The organism is Bacillus sp. BP-3, assembly GCF_028401955.1.
Taxonomy (GTDB): domain Bacteria; phylum Bacillota; class Bacilli; order Bacillales; family Bacillaceae_G; genus Bacillus_A.
This window is the reverse complement of sequence record NZ_JAQOTJ010000008.1, coordinates 153,081-175,763: the sequence shown is the minus strand read 5'-3', so window position 1 is coordinate 175,763 and position 22,683 is coordinate 153,081. Positions and strand designations below refer to the sequence as shown.

Below are 22,683 nucleotides of genomic sequence, written 5' to 3'. Positions count from 1 at the left end.
TCCTCCTAAATGATACTTATCCTTCCTATCTTTATAGAAACTTATAAAACTATAATTTTAATTTTTAATATATCGGATATATGTGAACATTTTGTGAGGAATTTTCAAACTTATTTGTAATTCTTTTATGAAACTTCCTTTATATATTTTATTATTTACAAAAAACGATTGCTTTTTTCAAGCAATCGTCTGTCCCTTTACTATCCTTTTGGCAGTACCATACCTTTATATAATTGTACTGTTATCCAGTAATATGCAAGATAAATGAAGACAAACAAACTAATTGGCATCCAAATTTTCACATACGGATCAAGTAAAATGAATGAAAATAGATTCATGCCAACTAATACATGAGCAATTCCTACAATCCCAGGAAATAAGAAGATGAAGAATACTTCTTTATAGATGCTGCGACAGAGCATTCCTTTTCGAACACCAATTTTTCGAAGCATGACATAGCGGCGTTTATCTCTAGATGCTCCCGTTAAAATTTTAAACATAAGCGAACTAGCCATCATCGCCAGAAAAGAAACGCCTAGGAAAAATCCCATAAACATTGTGCCACTCATAAAAGTATACATATACTGATACGTCGTCATTTTCGTTTGCATTGGTACTTCTTCCCCGATATTTTTTTGTGCAACTTCTTTTTGTCGTTGATCTATTTTTGTAAGAATCGGTTTATATTTTTGCAAATTATCTACGCGAATTAAAAGAAGTGAGTGCACTGTTCCTTGTAATTTTTCATAATTTTCTTTATCAGCGATGCGAAGCGGCTTTCCGCCAAATTGATTGTAACTAATTTGAAATTCACGGATGAGTGCATCCTCCCATTGCCCAGGCATACTTGAATATTGCTGCGTTTCCGGCTTCTCAAGCGATGTGTATATTGGTTCAGGAAGTCCCTCACTTACGCGAACACGAATTAGCTCTTTACTTTTCTTTGCGCTTCTGTGCTCCGAAATAAGCGGTGGCTGATTAAGTAAATCGTCACGTAAAAAATAAACCGCTTCGTTATTTTCTTTATAAGAATATTTCTTTTCTTCTATAATGTTCATTTGCTTTAATTCTTTTATCTCTTCTGCATTTGGATCATGAATCGTCGCATCATACACTCGCGAAAATTCCGTTGTCATTCCAACATTTTTTTGAAACGCCATCCCAGCTGTCATCGCACCAGCACCTAGTGCAATCAACATAGAAACTGTCCCTAATACTCTTGATAAACTATTAATTCGAAAACGTAGCTGTGCAAGTGTAAAGCTATTAAGTCCAGCTTCGTTTCTTTTTTTATTTCTTTTTAACATCGTAATCAATAAAGGAAATAATGAACCAAATATAAAATAAGTTCCAACTGTCGTACAAATTGTTGCCATTACAAATCCCATTTCTTGTAATTCATTCACATGTAGGATCGAGTAATATCCAATACCTACCATCAAAATTCCAATTACGGTAAAAACCGAAATACGAAGTTTACTTTTTTCTACCTCATCTTGCGTGTCATCTTCTCGTATAAGCTCTAATTCTGTTTTACGGAGAAGACGAATGCTATTAAGCAGTCCTGTCACTACAAAAAGAACAAAGAAGAAAAGTAACGTTGCAATTAAAGCGGGAAAATACAATGCCTCGTATCCCTTCGCTGATACACCCATACCTTTTATAAGAAGCTTCCCTACCACACTTGCTAATCCAATCCCCACTACATTTCCAATTATTAAAGCAATCATTCCAAGCCCTAATGTTTCAATAAAAAGCAGCTGTGCAACCTTTTTCTTTTTTGCCCCAAGCATCATATACATACCTAATTCTTTTCGGCGCAGTGTAAGCAAAAATGAATTTGCATAAAGAATGTAAAATAAGGTAATAAACGAAAGTAACACAGCACCAATCCCGAAGACAATCCGAATGCTGCTAATGATGCTATTTTCTTTCGTAAATTCAGTATTTAAAGCCATGGTTTGAAACATATAAAAAATACTTATACTAACGATAAGACCAATTAACAACACAAGATAATCTTTCATCATTTTTCGTATACTATGTATCGATAATTTCAGTAACATGTCCTCATCTCCTTATATCGCTTCCTTGGAAGAACTCATTTTTCCAAGCACATTTAAAATATCTTGATAAAATGCTTCTCTACTTCCATTGCGGTGGATTTCCTTATAAAGCAATCCGTCTTGGATAAATAAAATGCGTTCACAATAACTTGCACTAAACACATCATGCGTTACCATCATAATGCTAACGTGATGATTTTCATGTAAATCATGCATCGCTTCTAATAAATTTTTCGCATTTTTACTATCAAGTGCTCCTGTTGGTTCATCTGCAAGAATAATTGCTGGATTATGTACGAGTGCACGAGCTGCTACTGTACGCTGCTTTTGACCACCAGAAACTGCAGTTGGATATTTGTCTAAAATTGCTTCTACCCCAAGTTTTATCGCTACCTCTCGTACTTTTCCATCAATATCTTTTGAAGGCACTCCTTGCAGTGACAACGGCAACGCAATATTTTCATAAATTGAAAGGTTTTCAAGAAGATTAAAATCTTGAAAAATAAATCCTAGCTTTTGCGCTCTAAAATCAGATAATGCATTTCCTTTCATATTTGCAATGTCGGTTCCTGCGATTTTCACCGTACCACTAGTCACTTGATCAAGTGTCGAAATCACATTCAACACCGTCGTTTTCCCTGATCCCGATGGACCCATTATTCCAACAAACTCACCTTCTTTTACTGATAACGTTACTCCTTTTAATACCCTTGAATGGTTTTCTTTTTTCTTTCCATATATTTTTTCTACTTGATTTACTTCTACTACATCATTTTTCATCACTTCATCCCCTATCTCTTAGTATCTATTAGTATCTATTAGTATCTTCCCAGAAATTTTTTAAGTTTCTTGTAGGTAAATTCTTAAGAATTCTTAAGATTTACGATATAAATACGAAAAAAAATGAGCTTGGTATCATACCAAACTCATTTTTCGTTAAGCAATATTCTCTTTTTGTTCTATCTCGTAATCAATCTCGAGAAACTTCACACCAAACAGCCACATTTGATGATGTGCTGTTAACGTTGTTGTAGCCTTCTCTCTTATCGTAAACGTTTCTGCGAGTGGCAAGCGAATGGTAAAGAAGCGGTTATGTAAATATATCCCCTCATCCCCTCTTGCACTATTCCTTAATCGACTCGTAATGATAAGATTGTTTTTATCATTACGAAATTTTAATATCCCCGTCATATTTGCATACGGTAATGGCAATGCAATATTCATGTATGTTTCCTCGTTATATTCATGCTGAGAATAGAGCGCGACAAAGATTGTTTCATTTTGTTCATTTTTCCGAACCCACGCTCTAACATCATTTCTACCATCTTTTTCATCTTTTATAGCAACAATTTCCCCATACATCCTCTCTAAGCGATTTCCCATCCCTAAATGAATTTGTTGTACACGCCGACTTATTTTTTCATATAGAAAAGCAAATGGCAAAAACCAACGTGACCAGTGAATAGTTGCTTTTAACTCATATTCTTTCGTGTTCTCATAAAAATCAATAATAAGTGGTGATACATTCTTTGTATTAAACTGTTTACTATCAAAATCTATCACTTTATTTATAAGGCCTGTATATTCCTTCTCCTCTATTAAACTATTTTCTAATAAAATATTTTCTCCAATTTTCATCTTACCTTTTATACGACTCACCGGTTTTCCATAACGAATATATATAGGTGCAGCTTTTTCAATCATCCAGCCAATACAACCAGGTAATGCTACGCCCAATCCATTCACAACGCCATGAATCCAAACCATTTGCGCAATTGTAATCGTCATGACTTGCTTAAAGTTACCATATGAATAGAAAATCGAAAAAAGAATAGTTACCATAAGTGTACTAGACGAGATGATAAGAAGAATTTTTGCACTCTTTGAAGTAAACTTTGTTTTCCATACAAAAATCCCGTACATATAAAGGGAAATAAGATAAAGTAACACTGCAAAAAATTCAAACGTTCTTGAATATGTAATCCCAATTGCAACTGTCATTGGTGAAATAATTATAATGAACATAGCGACTGTATACAACTTACTTTTCTCTTGTTGTTTTCTTCCTAATAAACCTGCAAACAAAGGAAGTAAAAAAGCAGAGTAATGAAAATGAGCCGCTGTGAGTAAAACAATATCTGAACTAAACTGCATAATTGGTATATTTGCTACAGAGGCAAAGAACCAAAATCCACCTAAAAATAAATATATAAATCCACTATCAATTGCAGTTTCTTCTAACGGTTTCCATCCTCTTTCTAACAATCGGGATACTCCAAACAGTGCGACAATACCGGTATATAAAAACCAAATTATTGCAAATAGAAAATAGTCTGTTACAAAAGCAAGCATTGCACTTATTGCTGCAACCGGATAAAAAAATGCTGCGAGCTTATAACAAAACAGTTCGTCTCCATTTCTTTTTTTATTATCTACAATAGAAAACGCTATTGGGATAAATAAAAGAATAGACAATAATATAATCGATTCAACAGGGTGTAATTTTGGCCATTCTAATATAAGAAAAATGACATAGCACATGCAGCCAATCATTATATTTCGCATAGATTTGTATCCCTTTCTGTAAACGTCCCCTTATAGGAGAAAAGTGGTCCTAATAATGAATTTTGTACTTGTACATGTATCCGATAACACTCTAATTCATCATCATAGCTTTCTACAATCTTTGCCTGCCCATATAAAAACTTTGGCAATGGAATCTTCATTCCGTATAAGTAGAACCATTGTTTTTTAGATGAAATATGCATTGCTCCTTTTGAATCAACATGAAACGCAAGCGTCGATACAAGCAAATGCGGTTCACCAAAATAATCGACAATTTCATTTTGTTTATCATTCAAATACATGACAGCATGAAAATAACGCTTTTTTTCACCGAACAAAAACATCCGATTCCATCTTATAAATGTCTTTCCTTCCCTGTCTTTCTCTGCTTTATTTTGGATAATAAACGGTACTCCTGTCCCTCTTTCTGAAAAGAACATCCGAAATTTTGCTGCTACTTTTAAAAACATTCTTACAGCAGCAGAACCTTCTGTAATTTCATCCATTTTCCCTTCTCCTGTAAAACCAAGTTCCTCTGTAATCGCATACCGTTTTTGTAATTTTGGATGTAACCGATGATAGGATTCTCCTAATAATGTTTCATAAATGGAAGACAATTTTCTACTCCTTTCTACTTTTCTTACAATTTCTCGCTTGCGGTAAGTCATTACTATTCATATAACTGATTATTGAGAATCCGATTAATATGATGTTTAACGTAATCGGATTAAAAGGTTGCATAAAACTAGCGATATTTGTAAATCCCGCCGCAACTGTCAAGATTAATAGTATGAAACTATGAAGAAAAAATAATTTCTGTTTTTTGAAAGGTAACAACCAGATCACCCCAAACACAATTTCCAAAGATCCAACCACTTTAATCATTGCGGACGCATAATTTTCTGAACCTATAAGCTTGGAAAGCATCTGTACCTCTTCTGGATGAGTATATAATATTTTCGGAATAAGACCTTGATAGATCCACACAAAAGATAGCAAAAAGCAAATGAGATAATATGTAACAGCTCTTTTTAATAATAAACGTGGATGAAATCCTTTTTCTAACCACAATTTTAAAGCATCAAAACTCCAAGCCGTTGCCCATCCTAATAACGGACGAAATATGTATGAATCTATACATCTTCCTATACCTCCAAACCTCGTTTCATAATCATACTGCGTTTCAAAACGAACCTTATTCTCATTCGGTATATACTTCCAATAGCCTCTCCCTACCGAAATTAACGAAAGCTTACTATCTGTCCAAAATTTCAGTGACGAAATACATTCCCCGCCTTCTTTTTGTAATTCTCCTATTGATTCTCCTTCTCCAGCAATTTCAAATCCGAAACCAATTTTTGTTTTGTATAAAAAACGCTGTGGTTCGCCCTCGTTCTTCTCTAAATACGATATTTCTGTAAACCGTACATCCCATTCCGTATGTATCTTTGGATCTTGTGTATACTTCCAAAGTTCATCCATTTTAGTTTCTATTTCTGTTTTTACATAAATAGGATTTTGTTTTTTCATTCTCACCCCTCCACTCCAATTACATGTAAAAATTTTGTTGGAACTACTTCTTTTAACCACATTTTATACCACTTTTATTTTTTTCCACAATAGTTTAAATATTCAAAATAATTATAACCTACTTGATTTCTCTCGACATTTTGATTACTATGAAACAAATGTTACAAACAACTTCATACAACCAATTACTCTCGCCTAATGACGTGAGATAGAGGTCGCAACTTTTATGAGTATTCTATAGGAGACACAGAGATTGTCAGTGAATGTAGATGAAAGGAAAAGTTGCCGAAATGTATATGTGCCTCTGAGCATATACATTGGGGCTGTTTTCGAATAGAAACAGAACTGTCATATATACAGCGGTGTATATATGAAGAGCTATCTACAAAAAAGAGAGATCATGTTTTTTATGATCATCTTCTTTTTTGGCGGTTTTTTTGTTAGCTCCGTTTTCTGTTCCCTTTTTCCTGTAACAGCACCATCCTCACCTATTTGAGATGGTGTTTTTTTATTTACTTTTTTACAGGAGTAAAAGGAATCTATATTCCCCATCTTATGTTTAACAACATTTTTCCTAATTTATCCCGCACTAACGGACAGTAAGACTCCCATCTCAATATTCAGAGGAAGCAAAGAAGTTATGTGGGAGATAGCTTCCCGTAAGTGCCCGATTGGTTCAACTAACCATCAGTAGGGGATGACCCCCCACTGACGAAAGTTTCACTTTATCTATATCAACTTGAAAGAGGGCTTTTATCATGGAAATTATTGTTCAAAAATTTGGTGGCACATCTGTCGGAAATATTGAACGGATTCAACATGTTGCGAATTTAATCATTGAAGAATATGAAAGAGGACACGGAATTGTAGCGGTTGTTTCTGCAATGGGACATAGTACAGATGAACTTGTATCTTTAGCTGCTAATATTACAGATCAACCAAGTAAACGAGAAATGGATATGTTACTTACAACAGGTGAGCAAATTTCAATTTCTCTATTAACAATGGCTTTACAAACGAAAGGGTACGAGGCAATTTCACTTACAGGCTGGCAAGCTGGGATTACAACAGAATCCATACATGGCAGCGCTAGAATTACCGACATAAATACAGAGCGGATTCAATCTTATGTACAAAAAGGAACGATTGTCGTTGCAGCCGGTTTCCAAGGATTAAGCGCAGAACAAGAAATTACAACACTTGGTCGCGGCGGTTCTGATACAACCGCAGTTGCGTTAGCTGCAGCATTACAGGCAAAAAAATGTGATATTTATACAGATGTAACAGGCGTTTACACAACCGATCCACGCGTTGTAAAGAACGCTTACAAATTAGATGAAATTTCCTATGATGAAATGTTAGAACTCGCAAATCTAGGTGCTGGCGTACTTCATCCAAGAGCAGTCGAATTTGCCAAAAATCATAGCGTTATGTTAGAAGTTCGTTCAAGCATGGAACAAGAAAATGGAACAATAGTAAGGGGAGAATGTAACATGGAGCAACAATCAATCGTAAAAGGCATTGCATTTGAAGATAATATAACACGTGTAACAATGAAAGGCTTACAACCAGGAAAGCTTTCCACAGTCTTCTCCACATTAGCGAGCGCTCATATTAATGTAGATATTATCATTCAAAGTATTACAAATGAAGGAACTGTACATTTATCCTTCTCTATACATTCAAATGACTTAAATGAAACATTAACCGTTTTAGAAGAAAATCGTGAATCAATGCAATATGAATCTGTAGAGCATGAAAACCACTTAGCAAAAGTATCAATCGTTGGATCAGGTATGGTATCTAATCCAGGTGTCGCTGCGAAAATGTTTTCCACATTACAAGAAGAAAATATTCACATTAAAATGGTAAGTACATCGGAAATTAAAGTATCTGTCGTAATCGACCGCCTTCATTTAGTAAAAGGTGTCGAAGCACTTCATGAATCATTTATGACAAAAATCGAACCTTTTGTATCAATCAATTAAAAAACAAAGAGCCGACTCCCCAAAGCACCTATGTGCCTTTGGGAAATCGGCTCCTTCTTACGTGTTCACCGATATATCGGCGAAAATGGTACATTTATCAGTTCTTTTCACAATATATCGACGATTCGACACAAGAATAATCTAGCACCTGAAGCAAAGTCTTTTAGAACAAGTGAATGTTTTGCTTTTTACACTCTTCACGCATTTCATCTGGCCATACTGAAGACTGTACTTCACCGATATGTGCTTTACGTAAGAAATACATGCACATTCTTGATTGTCCAATGCCACCGCCAAGTGTTAACGGCAGTACATCTTCTAAAATTCCTTTGTGGAAATCGTATTCACGTTTGAAATCTTCTCCTGCTATTGTTAATTGTTCATCAAGAGATTTACTGTCGACGCGAATCCCCATAGAAGATAGCTCAAATGAAGACTGCAATACTGGATGCCAGAATAAAATATCACCATTCAATTTCCAATCATCATAGTCCGCTGCACGCCCATCATGTTTTTCACCAGAACGTAATGCCCCGCCAATCCCACTAATAAAGACAGCACCGTATTCTTTTGCAATCGCATGTTCACGATCCTTCGGTGTTAATTCTGGATATTTATCCTCAAGCTCCTGTGATGTGATAAATGCAATATCTTCTGGTAAATATTTACCAAGGAACGGGTATTTTTCAAACAGATAGTCTTCTAAATCTTTGAATATTCCGTAAATTTTCCGTACTGTTTCTTGTAAATAATCCATTGTACGCCATTCTTTTTGAAGAATTTTCTCCCAATCCCATTGGTCAACATAAATGGAATGCGTTGCATCTAACTCTTCATCACGGCGAATTGCGTTCATGTTTGTATATAAACCTTCACCCGCTTCATACCCATATTCATGCAGTGCGAATCGTTTCCATTTTGCAAGTGAATGTACAATTTCTAACTCTTCTCCCGAATATAGCATATCAAATTCAATTGGACGCTCTACGCCGTTTAAATGATCGTTTAATCCTGATTTTTTCGTTACAAATAATGGTGCAGATACGCGGAATAATTCAAGACGTTTTGATAATTGCTCTTCAAAAAACGTTTTAACTTCCTTAATTGCGATTTGTGTTTCTCTTACTGTCATTAATGTTTGATACATGATGTATTCCTCCTAAAATGTTTTGATGTAATGAGGAAAGAAACCAATAAAAAAAAGCCCTTCTTTCCCAAAAAACTGGGACGAAAGACTTTGGTTCCGCGGTACCACCCAAATTAGCAACAGAGGTTGCTCACTTATCAGTACGGAGATTAGAGATAACTCGATACTGTTCTTCTTGTAACGGCGAAGTTCCCGGCTAAGTCTACTCTCCTAAAAAAGGATTTTGGTTAGCGACTCCAGGAGGTTCTTCATAACAGGCTTCGTATCAGGCTCACACCACCCCTGACTCGCTTGGACTACGTCCTATTACTACTCTTCCTTTCACAGTCGTTTTACTGTCACATCTCTGAAACATTTTATTAATGTTTATTCTATACAAAAAAAGAAGAAAGTCAACAAAAAGTTCTAAAATGTTTTTTAATTTTTTATTTTATGTATTTATGAATAATTTGTTATAAAGAAACATTCGCAAATTCACAATACAATGTGTCACACTTCAACAAATTAATCTGTCTTATTAATACAGATTAATTATAAGGAGGATCTTCATGAGTAATTTAACCAATAAAGCTCCTGAATGGTTATACGTATTTATTTTTTGCATTGCTGGGATAAGTGTCGTTTCTCAAGGGTTCATCATGATTCCAATCGAAAATCAACTTATATTCCATCTTCAAATCCCTAAAGATACTGCTTATCTCTCAAGCAGTGCATTTTCCATTTTCTACGCCATTGGATTCTTAATTTTCGCTCCTCTGTCCAATCGATTCGGAAAGAAAAATATACTAGTTCTCGGGCTATTCGCTTTGTCTTTTTGTACACTAACGATTAGCTTTTGCAAAATATACAACCTATTTTTGTTCCTTAGAGCTTTGCAAGGACTAGTAGCAGCAACATTTACACCTTTAGCTCTTGCATATGCATTTGAATTGTTTATTCCAAAGCGTCAAGGCTATGTCATCGGAATCTTAAGTACAGCGTTCACAATGTCTAGCATATTAGGACAAATACTCAGTAATTGGTTTATATCTCAATATACTTTTCCTACTCTTTTTTATTTTTTTGCTTTTATTCATCTTTTATGCGGGGCAATTTTGTATTTCATTCTGCCTACATCTATCAAAAGTAATCGTCCTTTATCTATCACATACTGGCTTGATATGTTTAAATTATTTCAAAATCGCTACTTAGCAATTTGTCTTGCGATTACCTTTACGCAATTTCTTTCATTCGTTGCCATTTATAGTTCTTTGCATCACTTATTAACCCAAATGTATCACCTTACAAATCATGAAATTTTGCTCTTTCAATGCCTTGGCTTAATTGGAATGTCTGTTTCTCCTTTTATGAATAATTTTATTACACATACTAAGGCCCCAAAAATAATTACTCTAGGGCTTATTATTACGTGTACAGGAGTACTTTTGTTCTTAAAATGGGATCGTCTTTATTTTCTATCTGTCACTACAATTATATTTGCGGCTGGAATTTCAATTGTACTACCCTCTATCATTTTTCATATTGGACAAATAAGCGGGAAGAAAAAAGGAGTTGCAATGGCACTTTATACATTTACTTTATTTTTAGGATCTAGTATCGGTCCATATATCGGGACAAAGGTGATATTTAAATATGTCGTGCTTATTATTTTCTCTGTCCTATTCTTGACTATCCTAATATCACTTTCTTTACGAAAGAAGCAAGGTTATTCCTACGAAAATATACAAGTTAATCAAAATGATTAACTTGTAACAATATAAATAAGAGCTGTTCTAAATGTCATGACATTTAGAACAGCTCTATGTTTCAATCTTAATTTTAATATCCGGAGATACGTTTGAGCTTATCTGGATTTACCACATAAAAAATTTGCTCAATTTGATTGGTATCTTGCTTCCAAGCGAAACTGAAAACACCAACTACTTCTTCACCTTTTACTATGAGAACACCTGGTTGATTATTTACCAATACTGCTTGTGCTTTTTTCCCGGCAAAGAATTTCGTAGCAATAGCAGATAGCAACCTTAGGACACGTTCTTTACTAATAATTTGATTAATCGCTGTAACGACATTCCCTCCGCCATCCGCAATAAGAGTTACATCGGTAGTAAGAATTTCTGAAACTTCTTGAACATTACCTCTTGATAAAGCTGAAATAAACTTCGTAATTTGGCCTTGTTGAATTTCGTATGATGTAGGATTTTCATCAAAAGATACGTCCATCTTCTTCTTCGCTCTACTAAATACTTTACGACAATTCATCTCTGTAATATTTAGTAAATCTGCTATTTCACTATGTTTTACATCTAATGCTTCTTTTAGAACATAAACGGCTCGCTCTGTGGCAGAGAGTTTTTCCATAAGAACAACAAATGTATAATATAGTTGATCATCTTGAATGATTTTCTCCGAAGGATCCCATTTCATGTCCTGTACAATCGGTTCTGGCAACCAAGTACCAACATAAGTTTCTCTTTTTTTTCGACTTGATTGTAATTCATTTATACAACGATTTACAACCATTCTACTTACATATGACTTTATATTGTTAATATCAGTTAAATGAACCTCGCTCATCTGTAGCTTTAGAAATGTATCTTGAACAATATCTTCAGCGTCACTTATCGATCCAAGCATTTTATACGCAATAGCAATAAAATAAGGTTTGTACATTACATACAATTCATTTATGTCTAAATGATTTTCTTTCACCCTACCCCTCCTCGAAGTTAACTCACCCAAATTTTAACATGATATACAATCACAAATACCCTAGAAAAAACTTTCTAGGGTATACCTATGTAAATTTCTCAAAAAACATTTTTTGAAAATAATATTTATAAAAAATTACGAACTAAATAAATTTATTCTGATTTTCCAGATAGAAGTCACTGCTATGCATAACTAGACGCTCTCTCCCACCTAACAATTTGTATTTATAATTGATTCTACAAATGATTTTGAAACCCTTTAGACCAAGAAGAATGAATGGGCTCCCACCCATATTCTTTTCGGGCTTTTGTATTGGAAGCGCCGCGTTCCCCTCGATTACTACCAGTTTGAGCAGAAGGCTGAGGGGCACCGATTGCAGAAGCATAAACTGGCAACCAATCCTGTCCCTGTGCAGGATAATCATCGACAATGTTGACCGGACCAGATGGCCATTCTAGTGCGAGTAATGCCGCTCTAGCTGCATCGTCTACATGTAAAAAAGAAACGATACCATCCGTTGCGGCCATTTCTTGTCGTCGTACTTGTTCAGCGATCATTCCATCCGTTGCATACCAAGTTCCTGGGCCATAAAGCGTTCCGTAACGAAGTATAACAAACTCTGGCATTTGAGACACTTTTTCTTCTAACGCCATAATACCTTCTATCGTTGTTTTTCGCGGAAACGAAGCAGTAATATCTAACAGTTCTTCCTCTGTAGCTGGAACCTCTCCAGGTTCATACGCCCACGAAATACTTTGTGCAATGATTCGTCTAACTCCCGCCGATTTTGCAGCCTCTACAAGATTTTCTGTCCCCTCAATTCGCATTTTTGCATTATCTACCGAGCTTCCCTCACTTAACGATGTAAGTTGATGAATCACTACATCTGGCTGACTATTTTGCAATGCAGTGAATACAGCATCTCGATCAAATGCATCTGCCACCACGGGCTTTGCACCCATTTTTGTAATTGTACTTGCATGCGATTCATCACGAATCATCCCGAACACTTCGTGCCCCTCTTGCACTAACAAAGGAATTAAAGAACGACCTATTACACCAGTTGCCCCGGCAAGAAAAATTTTCATTTCTATTCCTCCCATATACGTTTCAACTTATTCGTCTAGTTTTTCAAACTGCTATTTTGCTGTTCATATATAAGACAGATTGAGTTTATAAATCGTGACATAGATAGAAAAAAATTTCTGCAATAAAGAATCCTTTATGAATACACTAGATTTTACAACTTATTTACGATTGCTTCTATGATATTTTCAACCGTCAGCTCCCCATCAATTACATAGTCAGCACTAGGTTTCACACTTTTCTCCATCTCTAAGTACGCCTCTCTTCCAGCTTGCAAGTATACCTCACATTCGAAAAGAACCTCATCAATAGTATGTAAAGGATTACGAATAAATCTTCTCACCATTGCTATATCTAATGGCGTATCAATATAAAATGAAATGTCTATCACATCTTTCATCTCATTATTAAGGTACGAAAATGGATAGTCCAAAATAATATAATCTGCAACTGAATCATTTAATACTGATAGAATATCTGTCATTATGGGACTAACGTTCCACTCATTATAATCTGCACCTTTTTCCATCCATGCACAAATGTCACTTGGCCCATCTAAATTATAATCATCAAAATGAAAAGTCTTGGCGTTATTCAGTCTATTAGCTAACTCCTTCGTAACGGTTGTCTTACCGCCGCCAGATACAGCTGAAATAGATATTACTGTTGTTTTTTTCTCCATATTACTCCTCCATGAAATAATAGAATTTAAGTTTCTTTCCTATCCCTTTACTCTAAAATAATCTTTTGCTGGATTCTATAGTTACAAATGGGCGTATATTAAACAGTAAAAAAAGGAATTACTCAGCTATACACCACTTATTACCTTTCAGCACATAGATTGCTGCCGTGACGATACAAATGACAATGCACTTTGCTGCCTTTCTTTGTTACCATACTTTGCGCATGACAGAAATAGGTACTGACCGCTTCTATGTATGGCCAGCCCCTCCCAGGCCATTTTAAAAAATTCTTTTCTACCTTTTTTTACAGAGTGACTGAGTAGTTACAATGTATTCAAGATTTAACACCTTTTACATAACACATTACTATCAGCAAAAATTAAAAGATTTCTATTAACGGGATAAACCTGAGAATTTTGCGCATTACTGTCCATGTTATGATATACTATTATATCCTGCTGTTCATTTTTATGAGCAACTGTCGGAAAGGAAAAAGTCATAAACCCAAATTATATTTTAAAGATTTATTGACTACTGTGGAAACAGATTTGCTATACAATAATAACGGAGTGATTATATTATATGAGTAAAGCTAAAGGTAAAGGCGGAACAGGTAGAGGAACAGGCAGTAAGGGCTGGAACCGCTGGAAAGCCAGTGCCAACAAAAAAAAGAGTGCCAAACCTTATACAAGCAAAGGTGTTAAAAAAGCAGGTGGCGCAAAGACAAACAGTAATACAGGTGACAAATCCGAAAGATAGGGACTGCTGTTTCCGTTTGACATCTTTCGTGTAAGTGTGAGATAGATGTTGTGTGAGTTTATTTTGCGGAGAAAGGCAAAGATTTAAAACAACAAAACAGGTGGTTACTCATTGTAAAAAGACAACTTTTAAAATTCATTAATACGATATATTATGAAAAAATGGGCGTTTATCAAACAGTAAAAGAAAAAGATGTTTGCCACAAATAAGCAAACATCTTTTTCTTTTACCGCTCTTTATCCACTTAATCATCTTCAGTCAATCGCTTCGCTTCAAAATACAACACTTGAATAAATTTCTTCGTATTAATTCGTGTATGACCGGCCGTTGCTAATGATTCGTTTGTTAACTCTGTCATTCGCTTACGCACAATTGTAAAATCAAAAAATTTCGGAGCATAGCTTTCAAATTTCGGATTCGAAAAATCTGTTAAACCAAGAGAAGCTAAGTGATTGAGCGATTGATATATTGCTCGGCGCACCCTTTGCTCTGAAGCTTTTCTCTCTTTATCAATCTCACCTTCCGAAGCCATTTCACCTAACTTTTTGACCGTAATATGTTGAAAAATATCTTTTAATACTGGAAATCCATGTTCAAAGGTTGCCTTCTTTTCATATTGATATAAGTATTCCAGCATACTTAGTAAATCTTTACTTCCGTTCTCCCCAGCAATCCCTAGTTCTGCTAATAAAAAACGGCCAGAATCAGCAAATTTTTTCTCTTCTAGCCCTGATTCTATTCGCCCCTTTGGTTGCTCCCATTGGAATACATTGTTTAATGACTTTTGAATATCTTGAATAGACCGTTCCAAACGAATACGTTCTATCACTTTTCGTACAACGGATACAACTTCAATTTTATTAAGAGGTTTTGTAATATAATATTCAACACCAAGGGAGTAAGCTTCACCTATTAATTGTTTTGATTCTACTTGAGAAATCATAACCACTTTCCCGGAAAATGACGGGAGAATGTGCCGAACCGTTTCAATCCCATCACGAATTGGCATTAATAAGTCAATAAATAATATATCTACTTTTTTAAAATTTAACTGATCTCCTTCTACGAAAGCCCCATCTTCTTCTTCTCCAACTACTTCTCCAAGGTCTTCATCTTCAATAATTTGTGCTAACATAGAACGAAATACTTCGTCGTCATCTACGATGTAATAAAACATAGGCTCATCCTTCCTTAGTCAGGCTAGATTCCGGCAGCCGTACAATAAACTTGCAGCCTCTTTCAGCATCTCTGTCTTGTAGTATAACCTCTCCCTCAAGTTCCGTCACCATCTCTTTTATATAAGATAAACCAATTCCTGTTGACGGTGTTCCAGTTTGATCATATTTTGAAGTAAAACCAGGCTTAAATACTAACTCCTTATATTTCCCCGAAATACCCGGACCATCATCTATTACTTCAAACGTAACAAACGCTCCTTGTTTCTTAACATAAATTGTAATTGTACCAACACTATCAATCGCTTCTACAGCATTCGCAACTAAATTATTTAAAATCGACAACACAGTATATACATGATACTGCGTATGCTCCCCTTCTATCTGTTTAGAAAATACGACTTCCTTTTGTAATAACTGTGCGTATTTCTCGTTAATTCTTATAATCATTTCCGCCAGTTCATTTCCATTTACATATTCCGATAGATTTTTATCTAAAAGAAGTTTAGATAACCCGGCAAAAATTCTTTGATTATCTTTTTTTATTTCATGTACTTCTCCTGCAATTTTCAGCGCGTTCTTACTATACGATTCTATATTATTCTCAGCGCTACCTTTCTTTTGTAAGTTTCGATATAATTGGTACGCTTCTTGTGTAATCCTTTCTGCATTTTGCAGCGTTTTCTTCAAATGAACAGATTCTACATACAAATTGGAAAGATGCATAAACATCTTTTCATTTTCTTTCCGAACCTGCGCTTCTTTTAATTTTGTCTCATATAAACTCATCATATTTAAAAAACCGAGTGCAAAAAAACTGCGAAAAATAGCGATAATAATAATTTTATTGACTTCTGAAACTGTAATCATCGTGCTGAGCACAAAAATATGATAAAAAGCAAGTTCTGCCATGCTTGAAAAAATTTCAATCGTAATGCCAAAACACCCGATTATAAATGGTTTTTGATGAAATCGATTTACTCTGCATACTGAAAAAAGACTTCCATATACGAAATAATAAAAGAAAACTGGATAACGCATACTAAAGGAATCTGAGAAATGAAAAGAACTATGTAGCATCCAGTCAAGGCCAATTCGAAATGTTACTACAGATGCCCCAACTAAAATTCCCGCTATAACAGCTGGGATTTTCCTTAAGAATAATAGTAAAAAGAAGAAAATCGGTGTTCCAAAGCTAACACGAAACGTATCATTAAATGGATGAAAGTTCAGTTCTCCAGCAACCGGAACAATCAAAATTAACATAATTAAAAGTGAAATATCTTTCTTCCACAATTGATGCCAGTTCAAATACGTCACTTCCCGTTATTGAGTCTTTAAATATAATAAGGAAGCCCGCTTAATATATAAACGGGCTCTATTCCTATAGTGTTACTTTTTCAACTGCTTTTATTTGACGATAAACAGGTTGCCACATTGCATCTTTTACAGCCTTCCTGATATCATTATCACTTAATATATCACGAGCAACACCTTCAGCAACTGCCGCTTTAGCTACTTCAACAGCAACGATCTCAGAAATATTACGCAACTCCTCTACTTCTGGAAGAATTGGTGCACCAGGTTGACTTGTATCTACCATACTTGCCACCGCTTCTGCTGCTGCCGCAAACATACCATCTGTCATGACACGAGCACGAACAACATTTGTACCAAGACCAAGACCTGGGAAGATAAGTGCATTGTTAGATTGTCCAATTACATAAGTAACTCCATTGTATGTAACTGGATCAAATGGACTACCAGTTGCAACAAGCGCTCGCCCTTCTGTCCAAGAAATTAAGTCTGCTGGTTTTGCTTCCGCAAGAGGCGTTGGATTAGACATTGGTAAAATAATTGGTCGTTCCACATGTGCTGCCATCTCTTTTACAATTTCTTCTGTAAATGCACCAGCAACTGTTGACGTTCCAATTAAAATAGTTGGTTGTACATGTTTTACAACTTCAGCAAGACCAATCGTTTCTGACTGCTTCCATCGTTCGACTTCAGACATCTGACGTGCATAAGGACTTTGGAAATCAAGAAGATCATCCATATTATCAGTAAGTAAACCATTACGTTCAATACACCAAAAACGGCGATTTGCTTCTTCCTTTGATAAACCTAAGCGTACCATCGCATCACATACTTGATCTGCAATTCCAATTCCAGCAGTACCCGCACCAAAAACAACAACGCGATGTTCACATAGCGGAACACCAGAAGCTTTCACAGCTGATAACACAGCTGCCAATGAAACCGCGCCAGTTCCTTGAATATCATCGTTAAATGTACATACATTATCACGATATTTGTCTAAAATTTTGCGCGCATTACGTGTACTAAAATCTTCCCAGTGCAGCAGTGCATTCGGTAACTTATTACATACAGCTTTTACAAACAAATCAATGAATGTATCATATGCTTCTCCCGTTACACGTGGATGGCGATTTCCAATATAAAACGGATTATTTAATAACTCTTCATTGTTTGTACCAACATCTAAAATAACCGGTAATACACGACTTGGATCAATACCAACTGCTGCTGTGTAGACAGCTAGTTTTCCGATAGCAATATTAATACCGCCAACGCCCCAGTCTCCAATTCCTAAAATACCTTCACCGTCTGTTACAACGACTAAATCAATATTTTCCGCAGTTGCACCAATGTTAGAAAAAGCTTCCTCAATACCATTTGGATCATTAACTGATAAATACACACCACGTGGCTTACGATACTCATGACTATATCTTTGAATCGCTACACCAACAGTTGGCGTGTATACAATCGGTAGCATTTCTCGCAAATGATCTGTAAGAATACGATAAAATAATACTTCATTACGATCATGCAGTGCTGTTAAGTATACGTTTTTTAATAAGTCATCAGGCTGTGAACAAAATTGTTCATACGCACGGCGTGCTTGTTCGTCTAATGTTAATACCGCTGGCGGTAACAACCCTTTTAACCCTAATTCTTCCCTTTCCTCCGCCGAGAAAGCGACACCCTTATTTAATAGTGGTGTTGCTAATACTTCTGCTCCTCGTAATGTTGTTTCTAAAGTTCCATTCGAGGAAACTGTAAATTTACTCATATAACCCCTACCTTTATTGATATATAACATTTCTATATTGTAAACAAAAAAAAGGGGAAAGTCCCCCCTTTTTTAATTTTTCTTTAAAAGAGATGCTCCTGCAATTCCAGGATGCGTCATTTCAAACGGATCTAAAATCAAGTCTAATTCTTCTTGTGATAATACACCATTTTTCAAGCAAATTTCTCTGACAGATTGACCAGTTGCAATTGCTTCTTTTGCAACACGGGCTGCTGCTTCGTATCCGATATGTGGATTCACAGCTGTAATAATACCAACGCTTTTCTCAACATATTCTTTTAAGTGCGCTTCATTCGCTTCAATTCCTTTTAAGCAATTATCTGTGAAAGCACGGAAGCCGTTATTCATAATACTGATTGATTGAAGTAAGTTGAATACTAACACTGGTTCCATTACATTCAGTTCTAATTGACCTGCTTCTGAAGCAAGACAAATTGTATGGTCGTTCCCAATTACTTGGAACGCAATTTGGTTAATTACTTCTGGCATTACAGGGTTTACTTTCCCTGGCATAATAGAAGAACCAGGTTGACGAGCTGGAAGCATAATTTCACTCAATCCAACGCGCGGACCTGATGCCATTAAGCGCAAGTCATTTGCAATTTTGGACATATTCATCATACATACTTTCAGCGCAGCTGAAACTTCTGTATATGCATCTGTATTTTGCGTTGCATCTACTAAATCTTCTGCTCCAACAAGAGGCAATTTACTAATATTAGCTAAATGTTTTACTACAGCCTCAATGTACTGCGGATCTGCATTTAATCCAGTACCAACAGCTGTCGCTCCCATATTTACTTCATATAAATGTTGACGAGATTTCTCGATACGTTTAATATCACGTCCAAGTACACGAGCATATGCTTTAAACTCTTGTCCAAGACGAATCGGTACAGCATCTTGTAAATGCGTGCGTCCCATTTTAATAACATGGTCAAATTGCTCTGCTTTTAATTCAAAGATATCACGCATATATCCCATCGTTTGTAATAATTCCTCTAATGAGTTTAACGTTGCAATATGAATTGCAGTTGGGAATGCATCATTTGTTGATTGCGCCATATTCACGTGGCTATTTGGGCTAATGTAATGATAGTCGCCTTTTTCCATTTCTAATAATTCAAGAGCACGATTGGCAATCACTTCATTTGCATTCATATTCATAGAAGTTCCAGCTCCGCCTTGGATCGGATCTACGATAAAATGCTCGTGCCATTTCCCCTCAAGAATCTCTTCTGCTGCCTCTGCAATTGCTGTACCTTTTTTTAGTTCTAATCGTCCAACATCTGTATTTGCAAGCGCTGCCGCTTTTTTTACAATCGCTAATGCGTTAATTAATCCTTCATGGATTTTATAACCTGTAATCGGAAAGTTTTCGACCGCACGCATCGTTTGAACACCATAATATGCATGCATTGGTACTTCTTTCTCACCTAAAAAATCTCTTTCAATTCGCACATCTTTTTTAGCTTCAGTTACTGTTGCCATATATATATTCCACTCCTCACCTTATTTTGCCCCATATGTAACCATTCTCTTACTTCAAATTTTACAAGAAATAAATAATGAATCTGGAGATATACTATTTGTAATACATCAATTCGTTTCACAAATAATCAGCGAGAGCTAAATAATCTCTCACTAATTCAACTTTTAATTTATGCTGCTTTAGCTTGGTTTACAGTTTCTACATACTGTTTTGCTTTTTCTTGATCAAATTCGCCTTCCCATTTCGACATGACAATCGCCGCTAATGCGTTCCCTAATACATTGACAGACGAGCGAATCATATCTAAAATGCGATCAATACCAGCAATTAAAGCAATTCCTTCTAATGGAAGTCCCATTGAACCTAATGTTGCCAATACAACAACAAAGGAAGCACCAGGAACACCAGCCATTCCTTTAGACGTTAACATTAAAACAAATAACAATGTAATTTGTTCTGTTAACGACATGTGTATACCATACATTTGCGCTACAAATAGTGACGCTAACGCTTGATAAATAGCTGATCCAGTTAAATTAAATGTATAGCCCGTAGGTATTACGAAAGAAGCAACGGCTTTCGGACAACCGAACTCTTCCATTTTTCTCATAATATTTGGTAAAACAGCTTCTGAACTTGCTGTTGTAAAAGAAAGAATTAATTCTTCTTTTACAACTTTCATTAAGGTGAAAATGTTTACTCCCACTATTTTCGCATTGATACCTAATACCACAATAACAAATAACACAACCGTTACATAAACAGCGAGAACTAGTTTCCCTAACGGAAGCAGAGTAGCCACTCCAAATTTTGCAACCGTAACAGCAATTAATGCAAATACACCAACCGGAGCAAATTTCATGACTTGATTTGTAACCCAAAACATTGCTTCTAATACACCTTCAAAGAAATTAAAGACTGGCTTTCCTTTTTCTCCGATTGCAGCAACTCCTAAACCGAATAACACTGAGAAGAAAATAATTGGTAATAAGTCCCCTTGTGTGATAGATTCAAATACGTTTTTTGGTACAATATGAACAATTGTTTCTGCAAAACCTTTTTTCTCCGTTGCATCAGCTGTTGCTTTATAAGCCGAAATATCAGTTTGCTGTAAATGGCTCATATCAACGCCCGTTCCTGGATGGAACACGTTCGCTGCTACTAAGCCCATTAAAATAGCAATCGTCGTGATAATTTCAAAATAAAGGATTGTTTTCCCACCTAATTTACCGAGCTTCTTCATATCGCCCACACCAGCTACTGCAACAATAAGTGCAGATATAACAATTGGAACGACAATCATTTTAATTAAATGAATAAATATGTCCCCAAGCGGTGTAATATAGGAAATAGCTGTTTTATTTCCATAAAAGATTGCCCCTACAACAATCCCTAAAATAAGCGCTACAAAAATTTGTGTAGCTAATCCGAATTTTTTCATGTATTTCATCCCTTCCATGCGAACGCTTTCAATTCCTAATATATAAAAGCATAATCACATGATAAAGACGAACCTACAAAATCAGACACAAAACTACAAGTTTGTCACAAAACTTTCGAATTTTTTTCTTAAAATCTTCAATTAATTGTGCTCTTCTTCATTATACAACCAAAAATTAGAATTTATAAAACATCAGATTATTCCGTATAATCTAAAAAGAATCCCCATTAAATACAGCTACTGGCCCTTCTATATTATTATTGTTTACAACTACATCCACACACTCCTTTGGTGCATGCCCTTCTATGTACATACGACAAGCCGCATGATAGCGCTGTATAAACATATCCTCAGCTTTCTCTTTACTTCCAAAAGCTTTTGCTTCTCTCTTGGAACCACGTTCTCTAGCAATCTGAAAATCTGTTTCCACATATACTTTATAGTCAAATAAATGTTTCAGTTCTTCTTTAAATAAAAAGGTTCCATCTACTATACATATCGTATCTTCTGAAGCCAATATTGGTTCAGAGCGGATATACAGATCGCTCTCTAAATCGTGTGATTGTATCTCATAACGTTTTGTCCCATTTGGTCCTAATGGGATTAATAATCGTTCAGAAATAGCTTTATAATCATGAGCATCTTCATAATAGCCTTTCGCCGATTCCTTCCCTTGTGCATATCGAATTGCTCTTGGATTGTGGAAGTAATCAATACTTGTTCGAATTACTTTTCTTCCTTGATTTTCAACTTCTTTCGCTAATTCATTAGCAAATGTTGTTTTCCCTGAAGCTGTTATACCACTAACACCCACTCTTACAGGATGATTTAATGTAAGCGCACATATATGCTCCGCAATTTCGCGAATAACAGTTTGACGTTTCACTTCAATTCCCCCTCATAGAATCTCCCCACATACTT

At 35.6% G+C, this 22,683-nt stretch carries 18 protein-coding genes, 1 riboswitch and 1 other annotated feature; of the genes, 3 read left to right on the top strand and 15 right to left on the bottom strand.

All coding sequences use genetic code 11. The features are described from left to right. Positions 1-200: 200 nt before the first annotated feature. The 5 genes from PLX19_RS14820 to PLX19_RS14800 all read right to left on the bottom strand — a co-directional run bounded on the left by PLX19_RS14820 (position 201) and on the right by PLX19_RS14800 (position 6,161). Positions 201-2,066: an FtsX-like permease family protein gene (locus PLX19_RS14820; RefSeq protein WP_272189426.1), complete on the bottom strand. Its 1,866-nt coding sequence runs from the start codon at positions 2,064-2,066 to the stop codon at positions 201-203. A gap of 12 nt (positions 2,067-2,078) precedes the next feature. Next, the gene (locus PLX19_RS14815) at positions 2,079-2,846 is read right to left on the bottom strand and encodes an ABC transporter ATP-binding protein (protein ID WP_272189425.1); all 768 of its coding nucleotides are present in this window, start codon (positions 2,844-2,846) and stop codon (positions 2,079-2,081) included. Between the two features lie 156 nt (positions 2,847-3,002). Then, a complete protein-coding gene (locus PLX19_RS14810) occupies positions 3,003-4,631 on the bottom strand; it encodes a YndJ family protein (protein WP_272189424.1) in 1,629 nt (542 codons plus the stop codon). Beyond that, on the bottom strand, positions 4,619-5,248 hold the full coding sequence (locus PLX19_RS14805; RefSeq protein ID WP_272189423.1) for a DUF4166 domain-containing protein: 630 nt from the start codon (positions 5,246-5,248) through the stop codon (positions 4,619-4,621). Before PLX19_RS14805 ends, PLX19_RS14810 begins: the two co-directional genes overlap by 13 nt. 4 nt (positions 5,249-5,252) lie before the next feature. After that, a complete protein-coding gene (locus PLX19_RS14800; RefSeq protein ID WP_272189422.1) occupies positions 5,253-6,161 on the bottom strand; it encodes a DoxX-like family protein in 909 nt (302 codons plus the stop codon). A 201-nt stretch (positions 6,162-6,362) separates the two neighbouring features. Then, positions 6,363-6,550, top strand: a riboswitch (Lysine riboswitch). 369 nt (positions 6,551-6,919) lie between these two features. Between PLX19_RS14800 and PLX19_RS14795 the strand changes: the two genes are divergently transcribed. Continuing rightward, positions 6,920-8,149: an aspartate kinase gene (locus tag PLX19_RS14795; protein ID WP_272189421.1), complete on the top strand. Its 1,230-nt coding sequence runs from the start codon at positions 6,920-6,922 to the stop codon at positions 8,147-8,149. A 163-nt stretch (positions 8,150-8,312) separates the two neighbouring features. Here the strand turns inward: PLX19_RS14795 and asnA are convergent, their stop codons facing one another. After that, positions 8,313-9,296 (bottom strand): aspartate--ammonia ligase, encoded by a 984-nt coding sequence (gene asnA / locus PLX19_RS14790; protein ID WP_272189420.1) that lies wholly within the window; start codon positions 9,294-9,296, stop codon positions 8,313-8,315. Positions 9,297-9,369: 73 nt separating this feature from the next. Next, positions 9,370-9,630 (bottom strand) — a binding site (T-box leader). A 214-nt stretch (positions 9,631-9,844) separates the two neighbouring features. Between asnA and PLX19_RS14785 the strand changes: the two genes are divergently transcribed. Beyond that, the gene (locus tag PLX19_RS14785) at positions 9,845-11,041 is read left to right on the top strand and encodes an MFS transporter (RefSeq protein WP_272189419.1); all 1,197 of its coding nucleotides are present in this window, start codon (positions 9,845-9,847) and stop codon (positions 11,039-11,041) included. Positions 11,042-11,114: 73 nt separating this feature from the next. On the opposite strand, the gene PLX19_RS14780 is transcribed toward PLX19_RS14785, so the two are convergent. The 3 genes from PLX19_RS14780 to PLX19_RS14770 form a co-directional block, all read right to left on the bottom strand. Further along, entirely contained in the window at positions 11,115-12,008 is an 894-nt protein-coding gene (locus PLX19_RS14780; protein ID WP_272189417.1) for a sigma-70 family RNA polymerase sigma factor, read from the bottom strand. 236 nt (positions 12,009-12,244) lie between these two features. Continuing rightward, positions 12,245-13,096: an NAD-dependent epimerase/dehydratase family protein gene (locus PLX19_RS14775; RefSeq protein ID WP_272189416.1), complete on the bottom strand. Its 852-nt coding sequence runs from the start codon at positions 13,094-13,096 to the stop codon at positions 12,245-12,247. Positions 13,097-13,248: 152 nt separating this feature from the next. Continuing rightward, entirely contained in the window at positions 13,249-13,776 is a 528-nt protein-coding gene (locus PLX19_RS14770; RefSeq protein ID WP_272189415.1) for a uridine kinase, read from the bottom strand. Positions 13,777-14,359: 583 nt separating this feature from the next. Between PLX19_RS14770 and PLX19_RS14765 the strand changes: the two genes are divergently transcribed. Further along, complete coding sequence (locus tag PLX19_RS14765; protein ID WP_020060606.1) at positions 14,360-14,536, top strand: DUF3934 family protein; 177 nt, start codon at positions 14,360-14,362, stop codon at positions 14,534-14,536. Positions 14,537-14,780: 244 nt separating this feature from the next. Here PLX19_RS14765 and PLX19_RS14760 read toward each other — a convergent pair whose 3' ends face one another. The 6 genes from PLX19_RS14760 to PLX19_RS14735 all read right to left on the bottom strand — a co-directional run bounded on the left by PLX19_RS14760 (position 14,781) and on the right by PLX19_RS14735 (position 22,648). Beyond that, the gene (locus tag PLX19_RS14760) at positions 14,781-15,713 is read right to left on the bottom strand and encodes a response regulator (RefSeq protein WP_272189413.1); all 933 of its coding nucleotides are present in this window, start codon (positions 15,711-15,713) and stop codon (positions 14,781-14,783) included. Positions 15,714-15,717: 4 nt separating this feature from the next. After that, on the bottom strand, positions 15,718-17,031 hold the full coding sequence (locus tag PLX19_RS14755; RefSeq protein WP_272189412.1) for an ATP-binding protein: 1,314 nt from the start codon (positions 17,029-17,031) through the stop codon (positions 15,718-15,720). Between the two features lie 64 nt (positions 17,032-17,095). Then, positions 17,096-18,829, bottom strand: coding sequence for an oxaloacetate-decarboxylating malate dehydrogenase (malS, locus tag PLX19_RS14750; protein WP_272189471.1), 1,734 nt, complete (start codon positions 18,827-18,829; stop codon positions 17,096-17,098). A gap of 51 nt (positions 18,830-18,880) precedes the next feature. Continuing rightward, the gene (gene aspA, locus PLX19_RS14745; protein WP_272189411.1) at positions 18,881-20,320 is read right to left on the bottom strand and encodes an aspartate ammonia-lyase; all 1,440 of its coding nucleotides are present in this window, start codon (positions 20,318-20,320) and stop codon (positions 18,881-18,883) included. A gap of 170 nt (positions 20,321-20,490) precedes the next feature. Next, complete coding sequence (locus PLX19_RS14740) at positions 20,491-21,762, bottom strand: cation:dicarboxylate symporter family transporter (RefSeq protein ID WP_272189410.1); 1,272 nt, start codon at positions 21,760-21,762, stop codon at positions 20,491-20,493. Between the two features lie 211 nt (positions 21,763-21,973). Next, the gene (locus PLX19_RS14735) at positions 21,974-22,648 is read right to left on the bottom strand and encodes a hypothetical protein (RefSeq protein WP_272189409.1); all 675 of its coding nucleotides are present in this window, start codon (positions 22,646-22,648) and stop codon (positions 21,974-21,976) included. Positions 22,649-22,683: the final 35 nt, after the last annotated feature.

Bases quoted from the DNA above. Each gene is read 5' to 3' on its own strand.
- PLX19_RS14800 (WP_272189422.1), bottom strand. From the start codon at position 6,161: ATGAAAAAACAAAATCCTATTTATGTAAAAACAGAAATAGAAACTAAA.
- asnA (WP_272189420.1), bottom strand. From the start codon at position 9,296: ATGTATCAAACATTAATGACAGTAAGAGAAACACAAATCGCAATTAAG.
- PLX19_RS14775 (WP_272189416.1), bottom strand. From the start codon at position 13,096: ATGAAAATTTTTCTTGCCGGGGCAACTGGTGTAATAGGTCGTTCTTTA.
- PLX19_RS14810 (WP_272189424.1), bottom strand. From the start codon at position 4,631: ATGCGAAATATAATGATTGGCTGCATGTGCTATGTCATTTTTCTTATA.
- PLX19_RS14760 (WP_272189413.1), bottom strand. From the start codon at position 15,713: ATGTTTTATTACATCGTAGATGACGACGAAGTATTTCGTTCTATGTTA.
- PLX19_RS14770 (WP_272189415.1), bottom strand. From the start codon at position 13,776: ATGGAGAAAAAAACAACAGTAATATCTATTTCAGCTGTATCTGGCGGC.
- aspA (WP_272189411.1), bottom strand. From the start codon at position 20,320: ATGGCAACAGTAACTGAAGCTAAAAAAGATGTGCGAATTGAAAGAGAT.
- PLX19_RS14815 (WP_272189425.1), bottom strand. From the start codon at position 2,846: ATGAAAAATGATGTAGTAGAAGTAAATCAAGTAGAAAAAATATATGGA.
- PLX19_RS14820 (WP_272189426.1), bottom strand. From the start codon at position 2,066: ATGTTACTGAAATTATCGATACATAGTATACGAAAAATGATGAAAGAT.
- PLX19_RS14740 (WP_272189410.1), bottom strand. From the start codon at position 21,762: ATGAAAAAATTCGGATTAGCTACACAAATTTTTGTAGCGCTTATTTTA.
- PLX19_RS14785 (WP_272189419.1), top strand. From the start codon at position 9,845: ATGAGTAATTTAACCAATAAAGCTCCTGAATGGTTATACGTATTTATT.
- PLX19_RS14795 (WP_272189421.1), top strand. From the start codon at position 6,920: ATGGAAATTATTGTTCAAAAATTTGGTGGCACATCTGTCGGAAATATT.
- PLX19_RS14765 (WP_020060606.1), top strand. From the start codon at position 14,360: ATGAGTAAAGCTAAAGGTAAAGGCGGAACAGGTAGAGGAACAGGCAGT.